The 19,621-nt window shown below is 72.4% G+C and carries 22 protein-coding genes; 13 read left to right on the top strand and 9 right to left on the bottom strand.

The genetic code is table 11. The annotated features are described in order from the left end of the window. Positions 1–302: 302 nt before the first annotated feature. The 4 genes from ABZW32_RS05580 (at position 303) to ABZW32_RS05565 (ending at position 3,682) form a co-directional block, all read left to right on the top strand. Positions 303–1,505, top strand: a complete 1,203-nt coding sequence (locus ABZW32_RS05580; RefSeq protein WP_356211529.1) for an NADP-dependent malic enzyme — start codon at positions 303–305, stop codon at positions 1,503–1,505. A 386-nt stretch (positions 1,506–1,891) separates the two neighbouring features. Further along, a complete protein-coding gene (locus ABZW32_RS05575) occupies positions 1,892–2,854 on the top strand; it encodes a zinc-binding dehydrogenase (RefSeq protein WP_356211526.1) in 963 nt (320 codons plus the stop codon). Positions 2,855–2,924: 70 nt separating this feature from the next. After that, positions 2,925–3,134, top strand: a complete 210-nt coding sequence (locus ABZW32_RS05570; protein WP_030225748.1) for a helix-turn-helix domain-containing protein — start codon at positions 2,925–2,927, stop codon at positions 3,132–3,134. Continuing rightward, positions 3,134–3,682 carry a Clp protease N-terminal domain-containing protein gene (locus ABZW32_RS05565; protein ID WP_356211523.1) on the top strand — a complete coding sequence of 183 codons (549 nt, stop codon included), beginning with the start codon at positions 3,134–3,136 and terminating at the stop codon, positions 3,680–3,682. The genes ABZW32_RS05570 and ABZW32_RS05565 overlap by 1 nt, the downstream gene beginning before the upstream one ends. A gap of 27 nt (positions 3,683–3,709) precedes the next feature. On the opposite strand, the gene ABZW32_RS05560 is transcribed toward ABZW32_RS05565, so the two are convergent. From ABZW32_RS05560 to ABZW32_RS05550, 3 genes are all read right to left on the bottom strand, one after another. Continuing rightward, on the bottom strand, positions 3,710–4,606 hold the full coding sequence (locus ABZW32_RS05560) for a helix-turn-helix transcriptional regulator (protein WP_356211520.1): 897 nt from the start codon (positions 4,604–4,606) through the stop codon (positions 3,710–3,712). A 1-nt stretch (position 4,607) separates the two neighbouring features. Beyond that, a complete protein-coding gene (locus ABZW32_RS05555; RefSeq protein ID WP_356211517.1) occupies positions 4,608–5,528 on the bottom strand; it encodes a DUF4097 family beta strand repeat-containing protein in 921 nt (306 codons plus the stop codon). Positions 5,529–5,736: 208 nt separating this feature from the next. Then, positions 5,737–6,669, bottom strand: a complete 933-nt coding sequence (locus ABZW32_RS05550; RefSeq protein ID WP_356211514.1) for a LysR family transcriptional regulator — start codon at positions 6,667–6,669, stop codon at positions 5,737–5,739. 214 nt (positions 6,670–6,883) lie between these two features. On the opposite strand from ABZW32_RS05550, the gene snpA reads away from it, so the two are divergent. Continuing rightward, a complete protein-coding gene (gene snpA, locus ABZW32_RS05545; protein ID WP_356211511.1) occupies positions 6,884–7,543 on the top strand; it encodes a snapalysin in 660 nt (219 codons plus the stop codon). On the opposite strand, the gene ABZW32_RS05540 is transcribed toward snpA, so the two are convergent. The 5 genes from ABZW32_RS05540 to ABZW32_RS05520 form a co-directional block, all read right to left on the bottom strand. Next, entirely contained in the window at positions 7,540–7,737 is a 198-nt protein-coding gene (locus tag ABZW32_RS05540; RefSeq protein ID WP_356211508.1) for a hypothetical protein, read from the bottom strand. The genes snpA and ABZW32_RS05540 overlap by 4 nt on opposite strands. Positions 7,738–7,775: 38 nt before the next feature. Further along, positions 7,776–8,360 (bottom strand): dihydrofolate reductase family protein, encoded by a 585-nt coding sequence (locus tag ABZW32_RS05535; protein ID WP_356211505.1) that lies wholly within the window; start codon positions 8,358–8,360, stop codon positions 7,776–7,778. Positions 8,361–8,471: 111 nt separating this feature from the next. Further along, on the bottom strand, positions 8,472–9,074 hold the full coding sequence (locus tag ABZW32_RS05530; protein ID WP_356211502.1) for a GNAT family N-acetyltransferase: 603 nt from the start codon (positions 9,072–9,074) through the stop codon (positions 8,472–8,474). 132 nt (positions 9,075–9,206) lie between these two features. Beyond that, positions 9,207–10,307, bottom strand: coding sequence for a family 2 encapsulin nanocompartment cargo protein polyprenyl transferase (locus ABZW32_RS05525; protein WP_356211499.1), 1,101 nt, complete (start codon positions 10,305–10,307; stop codon positions 9,207–9,209). Continuing rightward, entirely contained in the window at positions 10,307–11,713 is a 1,407-nt protein-coding gene (locus ABZW32_RS05520) for a family 2B encapsulin nanocompartment shell protein (RefSeq protein ID WP_356211496.1), read from the bottom strand. The genes ABZW32_RS05525 and ABZW32_RS05520 overlap by 1 nt, the downstream gene beginning before the upstream one ends. A 224-nt stretch (positions 11,714–11,937) precedes the next feature. Between ABZW32_RS05520 and ABZW32_RS05515 the strand changes: the two genes are divergently transcribed. The 5 genes from ABZW32_RS05515 to ABZW32_RS05495 all read left to right on the top strand — a co-directional run bounded on the left by ABZW32_RS05515 (position 11,938) and on the right by ABZW32_RS05495 (position 15,869). Further along, a complete protein-coding gene (locus ABZW32_RS05515) occupies positions 11,938–12,417 on the top strand; it encodes an Rrf2 family transcriptional regulator (RefSeq protein ID WP_356211493.1) in 480 nt (159 codons plus the stop codon). Between the two features lie 124 nt (positions 12,418–12,541). Further along, positions 12,542–13,738, top strand: coding sequence for a globin domain-containing protein (locus ABZW32_RS05510; RefSeq protein ID WP_356211490.1), 1,197 nt, complete (start codon positions 12,542–12,544; stop codon positions 13,736–13,738). A gap of 132 nt (positions 13,739–13,870) precedes the next feature. Beyond that, a complete protein-coding gene (locus ABZW32_RS05505; protein ID WP_356211487.1) occupies positions 13,871–14,461 on the top strand; it encodes an N-acetylmuramoyl-L-alanine amidase in 591 nt (196 codons plus the stop codon). 46 nt (positions 14,462–14,507) lie between these two features. Further along, on the top strand, positions 14,508–14,960 hold the full coding sequence (locus ABZW32_RS05500; RefSeq protein ID WP_356211484.1) for a GNAT family N-acetyltransferase: 453 nt from the start codon (positions 14,508–14,510) through the stop codon (positions 14,958–14,960). A gap of 15 nt (positions 14,961–14,975) precedes the next feature. Beyond that, on the top strand, positions 14,976–15,869 hold the full coding sequence (locus ABZW32_RS05495; RefSeq protein ID WP_356211481.1) for a pyridoxal-phosphate dependent enzyme: 894 nt from the start codon (positions 14,976–14,978) through the stop codon (positions 15,867–15,869). 193 nt (positions 15,870–16,062) lie between these two features. Here ABZW32_RS05495 and ABZW32_RS05490 read toward each other — a convergent pair whose 3' ends face one another. Next, entirely contained in the window at positions 16,063–17,643 is a 1,581-nt protein-coding gene (locus ABZW32_RS05490; protein ID WP_356211478.1) for a Na+/H+ antiporter, read from the bottom strand. A 44-nt stretch (positions 17,644–17,687) separates the two neighbouring features. Between ABZW32_RS05490 and ABZW32_RS05485 the strand changes: the two genes are divergently transcribed. The 3 genes from ABZW32_RS05485 to ABZW32_RS05475 all read left to right on the top strand — a co-directional run bounded on the left by ABZW32_RS05485 (position 17,688) and on the right by ABZW32_RS05475 (position 19,586). After that, positions 17,688–17,948 (top strand): UBP-type zinc finger domain-containing protein, encoded by a 261-nt coding sequence (locus ABZW32_RS05485; protein ID WP_356211475.1) that lies wholly within the window; start codon positions 17,688–17,690, stop codon positions 17,946–17,948. Between the two features lie 214 nt (positions 17,949–18,162). Further along, positions 18,163–18,576 (top strand): anti-sigma regulatory factor, encoded by a 414-nt coding sequence (locus ABZW32_RS05480; protein WP_266842211.1) that lies wholly within the window; start codon positions 18,163–18,165, stop codon positions 18,574–18,576. A gap of 17 nt (positions 18,577–18,593) precedes the next feature. Next, positions 18,594–19,586, top strand: a complete 993-nt coding sequence (locus tag ABZW32_RS05475) for an RNA polymerase sigma factor SigF (RefSeq protein WP_356211472.1) — start codon at positions 18,594–18,596, stop codon at positions 19,584–19,586. The last annotated feature ends 35 nt before the right edge of the window (positions 19,587–19,621 follow it).

The following is a 19,621-nucleotide window of genomic DNA, read 5'->3' as shown; positions in this document are numbered from 1 at the left end:
CACTATTTCCGGCCTGTCTCACCCATTGGACAGAGAGGTTTGGACCTTTAGCCAAAAACGGGACAAGCGACCTACAGTTGAGCGGGAATCGACTCGTCTGGGCATGCGTTCTTCGGGTAGAACAGATCCTTACACCCCTCATCCGGGGCTCAGGGCGCGCGTGCGGCGCGCCCGCGCGTACGAACCTCCCCTTCGCGGAGGCGGGCCAACCGCCGACGCGGAGTACGGACGCGGTGCCCGCCCACCCCTTAACCAGGAGTGGCCACCCTCAACGATTCAAAGGACTTAAGGGGTCACACGAAGTGGCAGCGGAGATCGTCAACCCTCGCAGTGACAGTGCGACGGACAACAACCCCGACGCGGTGTTCGCACTGCACCGGGGCGGCAAGATGGCCATCCAGGCCACGGTGCCGGTGAACGACAAGGACGACCTGTCCCTGGCGTACACCCCCGGCGTGGCGAAGGTGTGCACCGCCATCGCCGAACAGCCCGAGCTCGTGAACGAGTACACCTGGAAGTCGAACGTGGTCGCCGTCGTCACCGACGGTACGGCCGTGCTCGGACTCGGTGACATCGGTCCCGAGGCCTCCCTCCCCGTCATGGAGGGCAAGGCGATTCTGTTCAAGCAGTTCGGTGGAGTGGACGCGGTCCCGATCGCGCTCGCCACCAAGGACACGGACGAGATCATCGAGACGGTCATCCGCCTCGCGCCGTCCTTCGGCGGGGTCAACCTGGAGGACATCTCCGCGCCCCGCTGCTTCGAGATCGAGCGCCGCCTCCAGGAGGCGCTGGACATCCCGATCTTCCACGACGACCAGCACGGCACGGCGATCGTGACGCTGGCCGCCCTGCGCAACGCGGCGAAGCTCACCGGCCGCACCCTCGGCGACCTGCGCGCCGTGATCGCGGGCGCCGGCGCGGCGGGCATCGCCATCGCCAAGATCCTCGTGGACGCGGGCATCGGCGACGTCTGCGTCACCGACCGCAAGGGCGTCGTCTCGGCGGACCGCTCCGACCTGACGGACGTCAAGGCGGAGATCGCGGGCCTGACCAACAAGACGGGCCTGAGCGGCACGCTGGAGGAGGCCCTCGCGGGCGCGGACGTCTTCATCGGCGTCTCCGGCGGCACGGTCGGCGAGGAGGCCGTGGCCACGATGGCGAAGAACTCCTTCGTCTTCGCCATGGCCAACCCGAACCCGGAGGTCCACCCCGACATCGCGCACAAGTACGCGGCGGTCGTGGCCACGGGCCGTTCGGACTTCCCGAACCAGATCAACAACGTGCTGGCCTTCCCCGGCATCTTCGCGGGCGCCCTCAAGGTGCGCGCGACCCGGATCACCGAGGGCATGAAGATCGCCGCCGCCGACGCCATCGCCGGTGTCGTGGGTGACGAGCTCGCCGCCGACTACGTGATCCCCTCGCCGTTCGACGAGCGCGTCGCCGAGGCCGTCACGGCCGCGGTCGCCGCGGCGGCGAAGGCCGACGGAGTGGCCCGCCTGGCCTGAACGCCACGTTGAGCCCCACACGAAGAGGCCCGGCCGGGATGATCCGGCCGGGCCTCTTCGCGTGCGCGTCGTTCCCTCGCAGAACGCACCCTCCCGGCCCCCGAACCGGGAGGGGTCGTTCCGTCTTTCCTTGCCTGGCGCGCGAGAGAACGCGGGAACGCAAAGTGAGAAGGCGACGAGAATGACAGGCTCATGACGAGCACGTCGCATGGCTTGAATCCTACCTCCATCCAGACCCCCTACCGACGTTCCGTTTAGTCCTATCCGGCGGACAAACCGCCTGGTACGGAGGGAACTTGAGGAGGGATATCCATCTTCCGTTCCGGCGTGGCGACACGCTTCGACCCCTGGTCAGACGGGCCTACCGACCGGTAGCCTCTGGCCGCATGTTCGCTGCCTATGCCGCCCGAATCGACCGAGACCAGCCGCTGAACGGCCTTGTGCTGGGCGACCGCCCGGCACCCGAGGCCCGCCCCGGCTGGGTGACCGTGAACGTCCGCGCCGCCTCCCTCAACCACCACGACCTGTGGTCGCTGCGCGGAGTCGGCCTGGACCAGGACAAACTGCCGATGATCCTCGGCTGCGACGCCGCCGGAACCGACCAGGACGGCAACGAGGTCGTCCTGCACTCCGTGATCGGCCAGAGCGGCCACGGCGTCGGCCCCGACGAGCCGCGCTCGATCCTGACCGAGCGCTACCAGGGGACCTTCGCCGAGCAGGTCACCGTCCCCGCCTGGAACGTGCTGCGCAAGCCCGCCGAGCTCTCCTTCGCGGAGGCCGCCTGCATGCCCACGGCCTGGCTGACCGCCTACCGGATGCTCTTCACCAACGCCGGGGTGCGCCCCGGCGACTCCGTCCTCGTCCAGGGCGCGGGCGGCGGGGTCGCCACCGCCGCGATCGTCCTGGGCCGGGCGGCCGGCCTGCGGGTCTTCGCCACCAGCCGCGACGAGGCCAAGCGCAAGCGGGCGGTGGAGCTGGGCGCCCTGGAGGCCTTCGAGCCCGGCGCCCGGCTGCCGCAGCGGGTGGACGCGGTCATCGAGACGGTGGGGGCCGCCACCTGGTCGCACTCGGTCAAGTCCCTGCGGCCCGGCGGGACCCTGGTCATCTCGGGCGCCACCAGCGGCGACCGGCCGGCGCACGCCGAGCTGACCCGGATCTTCTTCCTGGAGCTCAAGGTGGTCGGCTCCACGATGGGCTCGAAGGACGAGCTGGAGGACCTGCTGTCGTTCTGCGCCGCCACCGGCGTGCGGCCCGTCATCGACGAGGTGCTGCCGCTCGACCGGGCGCGCGAGGGCTTCGAGAAGCTGGAGGCGGGCGACCTCTTCGGCAAGATCGTCCTCACCACCTGAGCCCGCCCCGACGACACCCGCTTGTCAATCTGGGTTGACAGCCCTCCCCTGTCAACCTAGATTGACGTGCATGACGGAAGCCACCGACCTCGCAGAACGGGCCGGAGACCAGGACCCTCGTGTGGGCCTGCACGCCGTGGCCGCCCTCCGCAGGCTGCTGGAGCAGCTGGAGGCCGTACAGGTGCGCAGTGCCCGCGCGCAGGGCTGGTCCTGGCAGGAGATCGCGGCCGAGCTGGGCGTCAGCCGGCAGGCCGTACACAAGAAGTACGGGAGGCTGTGATGTTCGAACGCTTCACCCGGGACGCCCGCGCCACCGTGAAGGGCGCGCTGGACGAGGCCCGGCGGGCCGGCGCCGCCACGGTCACCGAGGAGCACCTGCTGCTCTCCCTGATGGGCCTCGGCGCCCTGGACCCGCTCGGCGTGGACCGGGAGTCCGTACGGGCCCGGCTCGCCGAGTCCCGGCGGCGGGGCGGGATGTCCAAGGCCGACGAGCAGGCCCTCGCGGGGCTCGGCATCGACCTCGGCGAGATCGTCGCCCGGATCGAGGAGACCCACGGCGCGGGCGCCCTCGCGGCCCCGCCGCCGCGCCGGCGCCGCATCCTCCCGCCGCGCCGCCGCGACCGGGAACCGGACCAGCACGTCCCCTTCACGGCGGACGCGAAGAAGGTGCTGGAGCAGTCTCTGCGCATCGCCCTGGGCCGCCATGACAAGCACATCGGCACCCTGCACCTGCTGCTGGCCCTGCTGTCCCGGCCGGGCACGGTCTCCGAGGTCCTCGCGGACCACGGGATCACCTACGCCGCGGCCGAGACGGGCCTGGCGGCCTGACCCTCCCCCGAGCGCCCGGCCTCAGCCCTACGCGCCCGGCCGCAGCCCGGCCTCGATGCGGGCGGCGGCCGCGGCCAGGTGGGCCCGGGCCTCCGCCAGCTGGGCGGGGGTCACGCCGTGGTCGCGCGCCGCGTCGCGGACGTCGTCGCGGAAGCGGTCCAGCAGCCGGTCCAGGTCCCGTGCCGGGTCGGCGGTGGGCGCGAGGTCCTCGGCCCACCCGGCGCCCGAGGGTCCCGGGGCGCCGGCCGACTCCGCGGTGGCGGTACCCCCCGCGGATCCCCCGCCGAGCCAGGCTCCGGCGAGGCTCCCGAAGACCCCGCCGGGCTTGGCGAACTGCTCCTGGAGCTGGGCGGCGATCCGCTGGACCTCCTCGCGGGCCCGCTCCTGGGCCTCCTTGGCCTGACGACGGGCCTGCTGGGCCTCCTCACGGGCCCGGCGGCTCTCGTCCTTCGCCCGGCGGGCCTGTTCCTTCCACTCCTGCCTCGCCTTGCGGAGCTCCTCCTTGGCGGCCTTCCAGGACTCGTCGTCGACCTGGGTGGCCGTGGCGGAGGCGGCGGCCCGCATCTCGCGCCGCAGGTCGCCGGCGGCGCCCCGGACGTCGTCGCGGATCTCGGCGGCCAGCTCGGAAACGGAGTCGCGGATCTCCAGCTCCAGGTCGGCCAGTTCACCGCCGCGGTCGGCCAGTTCGGCCCGGCCCGCCTCGGTGATGGAGTACACCTTGCGCCCGCCTTCGGTCGCGTACGTGACGAGCCCCTCCGCCTCCAGCTTCGCCAGCCGCGGGTAGACGGTGCCCGCGGAGGGGGCGTAGAGGCCCTGGAAGCGCTCCTCCAGCAGGCGGATCACCTCGTACCCGTGGCGGGGCGCCTCGTCCAGGAGCTTGAGCAGGTAGAGGCGGAGTCGGCCGTGGGCGAAGACGGGCGGCATGTCAGAGCACCTTCTTGTCGAGCTGGAGGGGGGCGTCCGCGTCGGCCTGCGGGCGGCGCAGCAGGGCGATGGCCCCGGAGACGGTCGTCGCCCGCAGGGTGCCGGCACCCGTGCCGAGCGTGCCGGTGATCCGCTTGGCGCCGAGCTGCCCGGAGACCCGCAGGTCCTCGAAGGCGTTGGAGACCCCGCCGGTGGCGGTGTTGGCCTCCACCTTCGCGTCGGCCGGGTGCGGCAGTCGGATCGCCACCTCGCCGGAGACGGAGTTGAGGAAGATGTCCACCGGCTTGGGGGCGGCCGGGTCGGGGGCGAGGTCGATGAGCATGTCGCCGCTGACCGAGTCGGCCCGTACGTTGCCGCCGAAGCCGTCGACCACCGTCAGGCCGCCGGAGACGGAGTGGAAGCCGAGCTCGCCGGTCAGGGACTGTGCCTCGACGCTGCCGGAGACGGTGTGCGCCTTGACCCGGCCGGACAGCCCGACGAGGGTCGCGTCGCCGGAGACCCCGTTGACCTCGGTGCCGCCCGCGATGCCGGAGACGAAGACGGTGGCGCTGACGGTGGCCAGCTGCACGTGGGTGCCGGCCGGCAGGGTCAGCGTCACGGTCACACTGCGCTCCCAGGCCTTGCGGCCGTCCTCGGACGCGCCCTTCCAGGCCTTCCACGGCTTGCCCTCGAACCACTTCTTGAAGCCCTGGGAGCCGTTCCAGGGGAGGTCCTCGTAGGACAGGGTGAGGGTGCCGTCCTCCTGGACCACGTGCAGGGGCGGCCCGTCGACCTCGGCGACCTCCAGCCGCGCCGGCCCCGCGTCGGCGGCGGCCACCACATTGACCGTGCCGCCGACCACACGGACGCGCAGGTCGGTCACCGGCCGCTCGAAGGTGAGCTTCTGCGGTGCGGCGACGGACCACGTCATCTGCTCTGCCATGGTGCTGCTCCTCCTCGTGGGCTGACGCACGCAACATATCGCGTCTTCTGTAGAACACGATATATCGCGGCATGCCGAAGTCAAGCACCGCGCACGACGAGGACCGTCCCCGCCGGGGGCGGGGACGGAATGGGGGGCGAGCCGCGACGACGGGTCGGGCGGTCGGCGGCGGGCCGACGGGGCAGGCGGCCGCCGGCCGGCTGACGGGTCAGGCGGCCAGCAGCGGGCTGTCGTGGTGCCGCAGCCAGGCCCGGTACGGCGGCGTGCGCAACGCCGCCTCGCGATAGGCCGCGCGGAGGTCCTCGTAGACCTCCGCGTGCGCCCCCGGCCGCGTGGCGAGCAGCAGCCGTACCGCGAGCGGGTCCCCCGACAGCGGCCGGATGGCCATGTCGTCCCGGGGCCCCGACGTCGGCTGGCAGGGCGCGACCGCCTCGCCGGAGATGATCAGCGAGGTCGCGGTGTGGTAGTCGGCGTGCAGCACGGGCGGGTCGAGGCCCGCCCCGGCGAAGACCCTGCGCAGCCCGTCCCATTCGCCGTCCACGGACGGGTCGACGGTCCAGCGGTCGCGGGCCAGGTCCTGTAACTCCACCACCGACGACCGCGCGGCGGGGTGGTCCCGCGCCATGGACACGAACTGCGGCTCGCGCTCCATCAGCACGTGCAGCTGGAGCCCCTCCGGCACCCGCAGCGGGCAGCCCTCGACCTCGTGGACGAACGCCACGTCCAGCTGCCCGGCGGCCACCATCCGCAGCAGCGCGTTGGCCGACACGTCGACGACCAGCGAGGTCTCCGTGTCGGGCGCGCGCCGGTGCAGCCGCCGCAGCCACCCCGGCAGGGCGCGGCTCGCGGTCGAACCGAGCCTCAGCCGGGGCCCGTGCGCGGCCGCTCGGGCCTCGGCGACCAGCGCGGCCATCTCCGCGAGCAGGGGGCGGGCCCGGCCGAGCACCGTGCGCCCGAACGGCGTCGGCCGGCAGCCGGTGCGCTCCCGCAGGAACAGCTCGCCGTCCAGGGCCCGTTCGATCCGGCGCAGCTGGGTCGTCAGCGAGGGCTGGCTCACGCCGAGTTGCCGCGCCGCCTTGTGCAGGCTGCCGGCGTCGGCGATGGCGCAGAGCGCCCTCAGGTGCCTGACCTCAAGCTCCATGTCCCGAGGGTAGGGGGCGGCCGACGGACCGCACCAGCCACCTATAGCCCCCCGAATCCCGCCATTCTCATGCCAGTCGCCCTGTCGAAAACTTCCCGATAGGCCGGCGCTATCGGGTGCTGACATCATCCCCGGGCCCCTTCGGCTCCCGCAGACTCCGGTACCGGATGACCCATCCACCCCCCACCGCACCGGCTGAGTAGGAGCCCCCCACATGCGCCACTCCCGCAGGATCACGCTGTCCGCGACCATCGGCCTCGGCATCGCCGCCGCCCTCGGCGGCGTGGTCCCCACGGCCACGGCGGCGAACGCCCCGGCCGGCAACCCGGCCAGCTACGCCGCCTACGAGCGTTCCGCGGAGAACCAGGCCGCCAACAGCGCCTTCTTCGAGGCCGTGAAGCGCTCGGTCGCCGAGCAGCGCGCCGCCAACCCCGGCCTGGCGGCCGTCACCGTCACCTACAACACCCGCAACGCGCCGAGCTTCCGCAGCGTGATCGCCCGTTCCACCCAGATATGGAACGGCTCGGTGTCCAACGTGAAGCTCCAGGAGGTTTCCTCCGGCGGGAACTTCTCGTACTACGAGGGCAACGACTCCCGCGGTTCGTACGCGAGCACCGACGGGCACGGACGGGGTTACATCTTCCTCGACTACGCCCAGAACCAGCAGTACAACTCCACCCGCGTGACGGCGCACGAGACCGGTCACGTGCTGGGCCTGCCGGACCACTACTCGGGGCCGTGCAGCGAACTGATGTCGGGCGGCGGTCCGGGCACCTCGTGCACGAACCCCAACCCCAACAGCGCCGAGCGCTCGCGCGTGAACCAGCTGTGGGCCAACGGCCTGGTCGCCTCGGGCATGGGCACCAAGGGCTAGCCTCCGGCGGCGTACCGCGTGCAGTCCGGGTTCCGGCAGGGACCCGGACTCCACTCCGGCACGAAGATGCCGAGGGACTTGCGTCGTCTGAGCAGGGTGTCGACGGCGTGCCCGCAGGCCTGGCACGTCAGCTGCTCGTGCCCGGCCCGCGGGGCCACCGTCCCGCGCGCCCGCTGTTGCTGTTCACCGGCCATACCTCCACGGTAGGCCGGTTCGGCGCGTGCGGCGCGGTTCAGCGCTTGACGTCGTACGAGGTGATGATCTGGCCGCCGCCGAGGACGGTGCAGCCGGTCAGCTCCAGCGGGCGCACCCCGAAGCCCGCCCGGGACATCGGCATGCCGGTCCCCACGACCACCGGGTACGTCTTGACGATGTACTCGTCGATCTCATCGGCCAGCTGTCCCGCGAGGTCGGCGCCGCCGCAGAGCCAGATGCCGAGCCCGTCCCGCGCCTTGAGCCCGCGGACCGCGGCGGCGACGTCCCCCGAGATCAGCCGGACCTGCGGGTCCGGCGGGGTCACGAGGGAGCGCGAGACGACGTACTGCTCGCGCAGGTGGCCGTAGGGGCTGGTCATGCCCGCCTTGAGGCCCGGCTCGTAGGTGCCCCGGCCCATGAGGACCGTGTCGAACCGCTTCGGGGCGGCGTCCGCGATCCCGAGCTGGGCCCGGCCGGCGGAGGCGATCGTCTCGGGGTACTCGGCCGTCAGGTGGCCGATGAACTCCGGATCGAGGTGGGCGTAGAGGAAATCGGCATCGCCGTCGGGGGCTCCGATGAAGCCGTCGACCGTGGCGGCGATGAAGTACGTGAGCTTGCGCAAGCGATTCTCTTCCGTCAGGCAGTGCCACCGCTCCGGGGCACGTCGACGAAAGTACTTCACCTGAAGTACTTCAACAACCCCTATCCCGGCCCGGCGGCTCGGCCCGGCGCCTCAGCCCACCGGCTTGCGCCACATCGGCCACATCAGCGGCCCGTCCGGCAGCCGCACCGCCTCGCCCGTGAACTCCCAGCCGAGCCGCTCGTAGAGCGCGCGGCTGCGCTCGCTGCTCGCCTCCAGGTACGCGGGCACGCCCTCGCGGTCGCAGCGCTCCAGGACCGGCCGGATCAGCTCCGTGCCCAGCCCCTCGCCCTGCCGCCCCGGTGCCACCGCGATCATCAGCAGGTACTCGTGCTCCTCCGCGGTGGGGTGCACCGCGCCGGTGAGCCGGCCCACCAGCTCACAGCGCTCGTTGTCGGGATCGGCGACCGCCCGCATCCTCGCCGGGACCTCGTCCTCGACGGGCTCCGCAGCCGGATCGTCCGCCGGGATCCGCAGCCACAGCGCCGCCGCCGAGCCGTCCGCCGCGTAGTCGATCCGCCCCTCCGCGAGCGCCACGTCCACGAAGACGCCGAGGAAGCGGCCGTGCACGGCGGCCCGGTGCTCCGGATCGGGGAAGACCCAGCAGCTCACCGGGTCGCTGCGGAAGGCCTCGTCCAGCAGCCGCGCCACCGCGTCCCGGTCCGACTGATCCGCCTGGCGTATCTCCAGCACCACAGGTCACACCCTCCACTCTGGTCTCAACAACACTGAGTGATCCTAGAGTTGGGCCACCTGCGCAGAAAGGCCCGTTCCGGCACCTCCCGGTGCCGGAACGGGCCTTCCCCCGTACGCCCCCGCCCTACGCGCTCACCTCGTACGGCGCGTCACGAACTCCGCGAGCGCCAGCAGCCCGCCCGCCGCCGCGAGGTCCGGGACGGCCCGGGACAGCTCCTGCACCGCCCGGCCCATCCGGTCGGCGGCATGGGCCTGCGCCCAGTCCCGCCCGCCGGCCCGCTCCACCGCGCGGGCCGCGGCGCGCACGTCGTCCCCGGCCATCGGGCCCGCGTACAGATCGGCCAGCTCCGCCCCGGCCCGGGTGCCCGAGGTGAGGGCGGCCACGACCGGGAGGGACTTCTTGCGGGCGAGCAGATCGGCCCCGGCGGGCTTCCCGGTGTGCCCCGGATCCCCCCAGATGCCGATCAGGTCGTCGATCAGCTGGAAGGCCAGCCCGGCCTCCCGGCCGAAGGCGTCCATCGCCTCGACCTCCTCCGGCCCGGCCCCCGCGTAGAGCGCGCCCAGGGCGCAGGCGCAGCCCAGCAGGGCTCCGGTCTTCGCGGTCGCCATGGTCAGGCACTCGTCGAGCGCGACGTCCGGGCGGCGCTCGAAGGCGCAGTCCGCCTGCTGTCCGGCGCACAGCTCGATGACGCAGGCCGCGAGCCGGGCGGAGGCGGCCGCCGCGGCCGGGTGCGGATCCTCGGAGAACAGCCGCAGCGCGAGCGCCATCACGGCGTCGCCGGTGATGATCGCGTCCGGTATCCCGAAGACGGTCCAGGCCGTGGGACGCCCGCGCCGGCGGACGTCCTTGTCGATGACGTCGTCGTGCAGCAGCGTGAAGTTGTGCGCCAGCTCCACGGCCACCGCCGCCCGTACGACCCCCCGCCCGGCGGGGTCACCGGACACACCCGAGCCGCCCGACCCACCGGGCTCACCGGGCCCACCGGCGAGCGGGCCGCCCAGGGCCTGCGCGGAGGCGAGGACGAGCGCCGGCCGGATGGCCTTGCCCGCGCCGCCGTCCGTCGGGCGGCCCTCCTCGTCCTCCCAGCCGAAGTGGTACATCGCCACCCGCCGCATGGACCCGGGCAGGCTCTCGACGGTCCTGCGCAGTTCCGGGTTGACCGTTTCTCTCGTGCGCTCCAGCAGGGCCGCCGCCTCCTGCCCCTCGCCCGCGGCGAGGGCGTTCGCGGTCATCAGCGCCAGCGGCCGATCTCGACGTTCTCCAGCACGCCGAGCGCGTCCGGCACCAGCACGGCGGCGGAGAAGTAGGCGGTGACCAGGTAGGAGATGATCGCCTGCTCGCTGATGCCCATGAAGCGCACCGACAGGCTGGGCTCGATCTCGTCCGGGATGCCGGGCTGGTGCAGGCCGATCACGCCCTGCTCGTCCTCACCCGTGCGCATGCACAGGATGGACGTCGTCCGGGCGTCGCTGACCGGGATCTTGTTGGACGGGAAGATCGGCACCCCGCGCCAGGCCGGCACCCGGTGGCCGCCCACGTCCACCGACTCCGGGTAGAGGCCGCGCTTGTTGCACTCGCGGCCGAAGGCGGCGATGGCCTTGGGGTGCGCGAGGAACATCTTGGAGCCGCGCCGCATCGCGAGGAGGGCGTCGAAGTCGTCGGGGGTGGGCGCGCCCTCGTGGGGCTGGATGCGCTGGTCGTAGTCGGCGTTGTGGAGCAGGCCGAAGTCGCGGTTGTTGAGCATCTCGTGCTCCTGGCGCTCGCGCAGCGCCTCGACCGTGAGCCGCAACTGCTGCTCGGTCTGGTTCATCGGCTGGTTGTACAGGTCGGCGACGCGGGTGTGGACGCGCAGGACCGTTTGTGCAATGGAGAGTTCGTACTCGCGCGGGCGGGCCTCGTAGTCGACGAAGGTGCCGGGCAGGACGGCTTCGCCGTGGTGGCCCGCGGAGAGGTCGATCGCGGCCTCGCCGTAGGTGTTGGTGTGCTGGGCGGGCGCGGACCGTGCCCGGTCCACGTGCGCGCGCAGCGAGTCGACCCGGTCGGCGAGGAGCTGGAAGTCCTGGCGGGAGAGGACGAGGGCGGTGCCGGAGGTGGCGGCGCGGGCGGTGTACTCCCAGATCGCCTCCTCGTCGGTGAGGGCCCCCTCGCCGAAGTAGGCGCCGTCGGCGACGGTGCGCAGGACCGCGTCCTCGCCGTAGGGCCCGGGGCCGATCTGGTCGATGCGGCCGTGGGCGAGCAGGAAGACCCGGTCGGAGGGGCTGCCGAAGGAGGTGAGCTCCTGGCCGGCTTCGAAGTCGACCTGGCGGCAGCGGGCGGCGAGTTCGGTGAGGGCCTCTTCGTCGTCGTAGTCGCGCAGCAGCGGGAGTTCGCCGAGCTCGGCGGGGATGACCTGGACCTGGGTGCCGGTCTTGATGAACTCCACGATGCCGTTGCCGACGGAGTAGCTCAGGCGGCGGTTGACGCGGTAGGCGCCGCCCTGCACCGAGACCCACGGGAGCATCTTCAGGAGCCACCGCGAGGTGATCTCCTGCATCTGCGGCGCGGACTTGGTCGTGGTCGCCAAGTTCCGCGCGGCCGAGGTGCCGAGACTGCGCTGCGGTGTCTGGGGTTCGGTTTCGGAACCCGCCTGGACCGACATGTCTTTCCCTTTCGATCACTCCATGGTCTGCGGGACGGAACACTTCCAGCACGCGTCGTGGTGGGACCATTACACAAAAGGGTGGGACTACTCCGTGTGGGTCTGGGCATCCTCCCCGGTTGAACGTCTTCACAGGACCCCCTTCGCACCCCACCGTTTCCGGCCACTTCCCACGCCCCCGTCCATAAGTTGTATCTGCGATGCAAGTTTTCTAACCTGGGGCCATGCGGCTGACGCGATTCACCGACCTGGCGCTGCGCGTCCTGATGCGCCTGGCCGTCGAGGACGAGGAACTCCCCACCACCCGGGAGGTGGCGGCGACCATGGAGGTCCCGTACACCCACACGGCCAAGGTGGTCGCCCGCCTGCAGCACCTCGGACTGGTCGAGGCGCGGCGCGGCCGCGGCGGCGGGCTCGCGCTCACCCCCGCCGGTCGAGCCGCGTCGGTCGGCGGCCTGGTGCGGGACCTGGAGGGGGACGGTGACGTCGTGGACTGCGAGGGGGCGGCCCCGTGCCCGCTGCGCGGGGCGTGCGTCCTGCGCGGCGCGCTGCGCCGGGCCCAGGAGGCCTTCTTCGCCGCCCTGGACCCGCTCACGGTGGACGCGTTGGTGGTGGCCCCGACGGGGCCACTGCTGCTGGGGATCTCGGGTGGCGGCCGGAACCGGACCGAAGGTCCCGCCGCCGAGGGCCCAATGGCCGATTAGCGGCGCCGCACCGCCCACCTAGCCTGAGCCCCGAAGGGCCCCCGAACAAACATCCGCATCGCGGCGGCACCCTTCGGTGGGCTTGAATATGAATCTGAAATACCAATTACGCGAGGAGCTCCACATGCTGTCCGAGAAGTCGACCGCGACCGTACGCGCCACCCTGCCCGCCGTCGGAGCGGCCATCGGAGAGATAGCGGAGCTGTTCTACGAGAAGCTGTTCGCCGCCCACCCGGCCCTGATCCGGGACCTGTTCAACCGCGGCAACCAGAACGCCGGACTCCAGAAGCAGGCCCTCGCCGGTTCGGTCGCGGCCTTCGCGACCCACCTCCTGGCGCACCCGGACACCCGCCCCGACGTGATGCTGAACCGCATCGCGCACAAGCACGCCTCCCTCGGCGTCACCCGCGAGCAGTACCCCGTCGTCCACCGGCACCTCTTCGAGGCCATCGCCGAGGTCCTCGGTGACGCCGTCACCCCCGAGGTCGCCGAGGCCTGGGACGAGGTCTACTGGCTGATGGCGAACGCCCTCATCGCCATCGAGGAACGGCTCTACGCCGAGCAGCGGGTCATCGCCGGCGACGTCTGGCGGGAGTGGACCGTGGCCGCCCGCGTCGAGGAGACGGCGGACTGCACCACCTTCCGCCTCACCCCCGCCGACGGCGCGCCCGCCCCCTCCTTCCGGCCCGGCCAGTACGTCTCCGTCCAGGTCGAACTCCCCGACGGCGCGCACCAGATCCGCCAGTACAGCCTCACCTGCTCCCCCGGCTCGCCGGTCCGCTCGATCACCGTCAAGCGGGTCCACGGCCCGGCCGCCGGCGGCCCCGACGGCGAGGTGTCGAACCACCTGCACGCCCGGGTCCGCACCGGCGACACCCTGCGCGTCTCGGCCCCGTACGGCGACCTGGTCCTGCGGGACTCCGCCGCGCCGGTACTGCTGGCCTCGGCCGGCATCGGCTGCACCCCGATGCTGTCGATGCTGGAACACCTCGCCGACACCGGGCACGCCGCGCCCGTCACCGTCCTGCACGCCGACCGCACCCCGTCCGACCACGCGCTCCGCTCCGACCACCGCTCCCTGACCCACAAGCTCCCCGACGCCTCGGCCCGCTTCTGGTACGAGGCCGACGCCGAACCGGGCGACGCCACCGGGCTGGTGGACCTGCAGTCCGTACCGGTCGCCCCCGGCACCCAGGCGTACCTGTGCGGCCCGCTCCCCTTCATGCGGTCGGTGCGCGCGCAGCTGATCGCGAAGGGGGTGCCCGCCTCGGACATCCACTACGAGGTCTTCGGCCCGGACCTCTGGCTCGCCTCGGCCTGATGTCCGCTGTCCGGATCGGATCGCACAGCGTACGAACGCCCTAGCGGCGGAACGGCCGCCTCCACTAAACCGGTAGGTGACGAGACGAACACACAGGGTGTCCGTCGTGCACCGCCACACAAGGAGGCGGCCATGTCCGTACCCATGTCCGCGGACCGGTTCCTCGGCGCCCTGCGCGCCGAGGGCCTCACCGTCGTCCAGGTCGGCGCCTGGCGCACCCACAACCGCAACCACAAGGGCCCCTGGGGGCCGGTGAACGGGGTGATGATCCACCACACCGTCACCCGGGGCACCGCCTACAGCGTGGAACTCTGCCGCGACGGCGACTCCGACCTGCCCGGCCCCCTCTGCCACGGGGTCATCGGCAAGGACGGCCGCGTCCACCTGGTCGGCTACGGCCGCGCCAACCACGCCGGAGCCGGCGATTCCGACGTCCTGGCGGCCGTGATCGCCGAACGGCGGCTCCCCCCGGACCACCAGGCCGACACCGACGGCAACCGCCACTTCTACGGCTTCGAGTGCGTGAACCTCGGCGACGGCGAGGACCCCTGGCCGGCCGTCCAGCTCGACGCCATCGCCCGCGCGGCGGCGGCCGTCTGCCGGGTCCACGGCTGGGGTTCCCGCTCCGTACTGGGCCACCTCGAATGGCAGCCCGGGAAGATCGACCCCAAGGGGTTCACCATGGACGCGATGCGCGCCCGCGTGGCCGAACGCCTCAAGTGATCAAAACCGGTTGACCCCCCGGCCGCCGCCGGGATCCCCTGCACCCATGTCCACCGACCTCCGCATCCTCCCCGTGGCCGCCGACGACGAACAGGCCGTCCGCGACTGGCACGACGTCCACAACCTGATCGTCCCCCCGGACGCCCTCACCCTCGCCGAGGTCCGCGAACGCGCCGTGCGCAACCGCCTGGACGTCGCCCACCTCGGCGACACGCTCGTCGGCTGCGCGACCCTGCGCCCGCCCACGCCCGACAACGACCACACGGCCACCGTGATCGCCCGGATCCTCCCCGCCCACCGCCGCCGGGGCCTGGGCACCGCCTTCTACACCCACGTCCTGGAGCGGGCCCGCGCCCTCTCCCCGGCCGCCGTGGAGACGATCGTCCTGGAGTCCAACCAGGACGGCCTGCACTTCGCCCTCACCCACGGCTTCACCGAAACCGAGCGCTACCTCCTGCCCGGAGCCACCGTCCCCTACCTCACCCTCCGGCTGCCCTGACCCCACAATGGACGGGTGACCCACCCCGAGCTGCTCCCCCGGCCGCCGTCCCCGCTCGTCGAGGCCGACGACGACCGCTTCGCCGCGCACGGGGTCCGGCTCCTCCTCAAGCGGGACGACCTCGTCCACCCCGAGCTGCCCGGCAACAAGTGGCGCAAGCTCGTGCCCAACCTGCGGGCGGCCCTGGAGGCCGGGCACGGCCGGCTCGTCACCTTCGGCGGGGCCTACTCCAACCACCTGCGGGCCACCGCCGCGGCCGGCCGGCTGCTCGGGCTGGGGACGGTCGGCATCGTCCGCGGGGACGAACTCGCCGGCCGGCCGCTGAACGACTCCCTCGCCCGCTGCGCGGCGGACGGCATGCGGCTGCACTTCACGACCCGCGCCGACTACCGCCGCAAGGCCGAACCGCAGACCCTGCGACGGCTGCTGGAGTCGGCCGGGGCCTCGGACGCGTACGTGGTCCCCGAGGGCGGCAGCAACGCGCTCGCCCTGCGCGGGTGCGCCGAACTGGGCCGCGAGCTGCGCGGCGCCTGCGACGTCGTGGCGGTGGCCTGCGGTACGGGCGGCACCCTGGCCGGACTGGCCGCGGGCCTGGACCCGGACCAGCGGGCCTTGGGCGTACCCGTCCTGGCAGGCGGCTTCCTCGCCCCGGAGATACGTTCCCTCCAGCACGAGGCCTTCGGCGCCCCGGCCGGCGACTGGACCCTGGCCGAGGGCTTCGACCACGGCGGCTACGCCCGGATCCCGGAGCCCCTGGAGGCGTTCGCCGCAGACTTCGAGTCCCGCCACGCCTTCCCCGTCGAACGGATCTACGTGGCGAAGCTCCTCTGGGCCCTCACCACCCTCACCCGCGAGGGCGCCTTCCCTTCCGGCACCACCCTGACGGCGGTCATCACCGGCCGCCCGTAGCCGGGGGCGGGGACGGGGTGGGGTGTCGGCCGGGACGTAAAACGTGATGTGTTGGCGCGCGGTGCCCAGTACGGCTGGAGGCTCGGACAGGGCGCCATGAATCATGCAGTCCCGGACGACACCCCGCCCCGGCACCGACCCCGGCCACCCCCGACCCCGCCCGACCATGGCAAAGGCCCGGCCAGGGCAACGGCTACGTCTCCTCCCGGTAAGCCGCCGCCTCCTCCAGGTCCAGCCTGCGCAGCAGCCCCCGCAGCATCTCGTCGTCGATCCGGCGCCGGTCCCGCAGGGACACGAACACCTCCCGCTCGGCCGCGATCATCTCCCGCGCGAGCCGCCGGTAGACGTCGTCCGCGGACTCCCCCGTCAGCGGGTTGACCTCGCCCAGCCGCTCCCACACCGCGTTGCGCCGCCGCTCCAGCACCGTCCGCAGCCGGTCCACCAGCGGCGGCGGCAGGCTGTTGTTCGCCGGGGACTCCAGCAGCTCCACCAGCCGTTCCTCCGCCGCCCGCGAGGCCTCGCTCTGCGCCTGTGCCTCCGCGAGGGTCTCCGCCTGCCGGTCCTTCGGCGGCAGCTTCAGCATCCGGATCAGCGGGGGCAGGGTGAGCCCCTGCACCACCAGCGTCCCGATGACCGTGGTGAAGGTCAGGAAGAGGATCAGGTTCCGGTGCGGCACGCCCATCGGCACCGAGAAGGCGATCGCGAGGGACACCACCCCGCGCATGCCGGCCCATCCCACGATCACCGGCGCCTTCCAGTCGGTGTCCGGCTCGCGCAGCCGGATCCGCTCCGACACCCACCGCGGCACGAAGGTCGCCGGGAACACCCACAGGTACCGTGCGGCCACCACCGCCAGGAACACCACCAGCGCGTACCCGAAGGCGGCCGCGCCCTCGTACTCGCCGAGCCCCTTGAGGACCACCGGCAGCTGGAGCCCGATCAGCGCGAAGACCACCGACTCCAGCACGAAGGCGACGACCTTCCACACCGCCTCCTCCTGGAGCCGGGTCGCGAAGTCGACCTGCCAGTTGCGGTGGCCCAGGTACAGCGCGACCACCACCACCGCCAGCACGCCCGAGGCGTGCACCCGTTCGGCCGCCGCGTACGCCACGAAGGGGATCAGCAGCGACAGGGTGTTCTGCAGCAGCGGCTCCTTCAGCCGGGTGCGCAGCTGGTGGATCGGCACCATCAGCAGCAGGCCGACGCCGACCCCGCCCACCGACGCCAGCAGGAACTCCGCGATCCCGCCGGCCCAGCCCGCCCCGACCCCGACCGCCGCGGCGAGCGCCACCTTGTAGGCGGTGATGGCGGTGGCGTCGTTGACCAGGGACTCCCCCTGGAGGATGGTCGTGATCCGGTTCGGCAGCCCGAGCCTGCGGGCGATCGCCGTCGCCGCGACCGCGTCCGGCGGTGCGATCACCGCGCCCAGCACCAGCGCCACCGGCGGCGTCAGCCCCGGCACCACCATGTACGTCACCCAGCCGACCGCCAGCGTCGCGAAGAGCACGTACCCCACCGACAGCAGCGCGATCGGCCGCGCGTTGGCCCGCAGGTCCAGGTACGAGCTGTCCACCGCGGCCGTGTGCAGCAGCGGCGGGAGCAGCAGCGGCAGCACGATGTGCGGATCGAGCGTGTACGCGGGCAGTCCCGGCACGTACGCGGCGACCAGCCCGACGGCGACCAGCAGCAGTGGCGCGGGCACCGGCGTCCTGCGTGCCAGACCCGCCACGGCGGCGCTCCCCGCCACCAGCGCCACCAGCGGCAATACCTCCATGCGGTTACATCCCCACTCGTCGCCCCACCCGTACGCTGGCCATCATGAGCGAGTGCACCCACGTTGCCGAACTGCCGCGCCCCGAGCCCGTCCCGCATGCACCGACCTGTCCCGAATGTGAGGTGCTCGGGAGTCACCCCGTGCAGCTGCGGATGTGTCTGGTGTGCGGGCACGTGGGGTGCTGCGATTCCTCCCCGTACCGGCACGCCACCGGGCACCACACGGAGACCGGTCATCCCGTCATGCGCAGCTTCGAGCCGGGCGAGAGCTGGCGGTGGTGTTTTGTCGACGGTTCGATCGTCTGAAGCGGGGTAGGTCAACCCTCCGCCGGTTCCCCTTATTTGGGCCCGCAGACCCCTAGCCACTGTGCGTACCCGTGGGCTTACCATCAGTCACCGGACAGGAGCGGGGTCGGCCCTGGCGTTCCAAAACGGGCGCCATGAGGGGTGCCGCGACACGATCGTCCGGATCGCGGTAGCGTCACCGGCGAACAGAGCTCGTACCACCTTGGAGGTGAGGGTGTCCCAGATCGCAGGCGAGCCCGGGACCCAGGACTTCGTGGAAGTCCGGCTGCCGGCTGCGGGTGCCTACCTGTCGGTGCTGCGAACGGCCACGGCCGGTCTCGCGGCACGTTTGGACTTCACCCTCGACGAGATCGAGGACCTCCGCATCGCCGTGGACGAGGCCTGCGCGATCCTGCTCCAGCAGGCCGTGCCCGGCTCCGTCCTCAGCTGCGTCTTCCGGCTGATCGACGATTCGCTGGAAGTGACCGTCTCGGCACCGACCACCGACGGGCGCGCACCGGAGCGCGACACGTTCGCGTGGACGGTCCTGTCGGCCCTGGCCGGCAAGGTCGAGGCCACGGTCGAGGAGAACCGGACAGTGAGCATCAGCCTCTACAAACAGCGCGGCGCGGGGCCAGGCCCGGTGTGAGCGGCGGGGAGATCCCGGTGCGGGGCGGGGATCGGCCCCGGGTACGGCACGAGGTCGACGGGGGCATCCCCGAACAGCAGCACGCCCGGCCGCACCCGGCTGACGCGGATGCGGAAGACGGCTTTTTGGACTCGGCGGAGCGACGGGCGGGCCCTATGAGCGAGAACCAGAACGAGGAACCACAACCATCACGGCCACCGGCGGCCGCCGCCACGGCCCCGGCCGCCCCGGGCGCGTCCCCCGCGCTGCCGGATCCGCGGGACCGCAGCGGTGCGCGGGCCCTGTTCTTCGAGCTGCGCGAGCTGCCCGAGGGGTCACCGGAGCGGGCGGAGCTGCGCAACCGGCTGGTGCGGATGCACCTGCCGCTGGTGGAGCACCTGGCGCGGCGGTTCCGCAACCGCGGCGAGCCGCTGGACGATCTGACCCAGGTCGCCACCATCGGCCTGATCAAGTCGGTGGACCGGTTCGACCCGGACCGGGGCGTCGAGTTCTCGACGTACGCCACGCCCACCGTGGTCGGCGAGATCAAGCGGCACTTCCGTGACAAGGGCTGGGCGGTACGGGTGCCCCGGCGCCTGCAGGAGCTGCGGCTCTCACTGACCACGGCCACGGCGGAACTGTCCCAGCAGCACGGCCGCTCCCCCACCGTGCACGAACTGGCGGAGCGGCTGGGGATCTCCGAGGAGGAGGTGCTGGAGGGGCTGGAATCGGCCAATGCCTACAGCACGCTCTCCCTGGACGTGCCGGACACCGACGACGAGTCGCCGGCGGTCGCGGACACGCTGGGTTCGGAGGACGAGGCGCTGGAGGGCGTCGAGTACCGCGAGTCCCTCAAGCCGCTGCTGGAGGGGCTTCCGCCGCGGGAGAAGCGGATCCTGCTGCTGCGGTTCTTCGGCAACATGACCCAGTCGCAGATCGCGCAGGAGGTCGGCATCTCCCAGATGCACGTCTCCCGGCTGCTGGCCCGCACGCTGGCCCAGCTCCGCGAGAAGCTCCTGGTCGAGGAGTAGCCGTCGAGGGGTAGCCGGGGAGCGGTGCGCGGGAC

Origin of the sequence: Streptomyces sp. NPDC004667, assembly GCF_040609475.1 — a bacterium.
GTDB lineage: Bacteria > Actinomycetota > Actinomycetes > Streptomycetales > Streptomycetaceae > Streptomyces.
Note: the sequence above shows the minus strand (reverse complement) of the source record. Positions and strands in the feature narration are given on the sequence as shown.

Excerpts from the sequence above, each read along its gene's own strand:
- ABZW32_RS05575 (WP_356211526.1), top strand. The coding sequence starts at position 1,892 with ATGTTCGCTGCCTATGCCGCCCGAATCGACCGAGACCAGCCGCTGAAC.
- ABZW32_RS05570 (WP_030225748.1), top strand. The coding sequence starts at position 2,925 with ATGACGGAAGCCACCGACCTCGCAGAACGGGCCGGAGACCAGGACCCT.
- ABZW32_RS05565 (WP_356211523.1), top strand. The coding sequence starts at position 3,134 with ATGTTCGAACGCTTCACCCGGGACGCCCGCGCCACCGTGAAGGGCGCG.
- ABZW32_RS05560 (WP_356211520.1), bottom strand. The coding sequence starts at position 4,606 with ATGCCGCCCGTCTTCGCCCACGGCCGACTCCGCCTCTACCTGCTCAAG.
- ABZW32_RS05555 (WP_356211517.1), bottom strand. The coding sequence starts at position 5,528 with ATGGCAGAGCAGATGACGTGGTCCGTCGCCGCACCGCAGAAGCTCACC.
- ABZW32_RS05550 (WP_356211514.1), bottom strand. The coding sequence starts at position 6,669 with ATGGAGCTTGAGGTCAGGCACCTGAGGGCGCTCTGCGCCATCGCCGAC.
- snpA (WP_356211511.1), top strand. The coding sequence starts at position 6,884 with ATGCGCCACTCCCGCAGGATCACGCTGTCCGCGACCATCGGCCTCGGC.
- ABZW32_RS05540 (WP_356211508.1), bottom strand. The coding sequence starts at position 7,737 with ATGGCCGGTGAACAGCAACAGCGGGCGCGCGGGACGGTGGCCCCGCGG.
- ABZW32_RS05525 (WP_356211499.1), bottom strand. The coding sequence starts at position 10,307 with ATGACCGCGAACGCCCTCGCCGCGGGCGAGGGGCAGGAGGCGGCGGCC.
- ABZW32_RS05520 (WP_356211496.1), bottom strand. The coding sequence starts at position 11,713 with ATGTCGGTCCAGGCGGGTTCCGAAACCGAACCCCAGACACCGCAGCGC.
- ABZW32_RS05515 (WP_356211493.1), top strand. The coding sequence starts at position 11,938 with ATGCGGCTGACGCGATTCACCGACCTGGCGCTGCGCGTCCTGATGCGC.
- ABZW32_RS05510 (WP_356211490.1), top strand. The coding sequence starts at position 12,542 with ATGCTGTCCGAGAAGTCGACCGCGACCGTACGCGCCACCCTGCCCGCC.
- ABZW32_RS05505 (WP_356211487.1), top strand. The coding sequence starts at position 13,871 with ATGTCCGTACCCATGTCCGCGGACCGGTTCCTCGGCGCCCTGCGCGCC.
- ABZW32_RS05500 (WP_356211484.1), top strand. The coding sequence starts at position 14,508 with ATGTCCACCGACCTCCGCATCCTCCCCGTGGCCGCCGACGACGAACAG.
- ABZW32_RS05490 (WP_356211478.1), bottom strand. The coding sequence starts at position 17,643 with ATGGAGGTATTGCCGCTGGTGGCGCTGGTGGCGGGGAGCGCCGCCGTG.
- ABZW32_RS05485 (WP_356211475.1), top strand. The coding sequence starts at position 17,688 with ATGAGCGAGTGCACCCACGTTGCCGAACTGCCGCGCCCCGAGCCCGTC.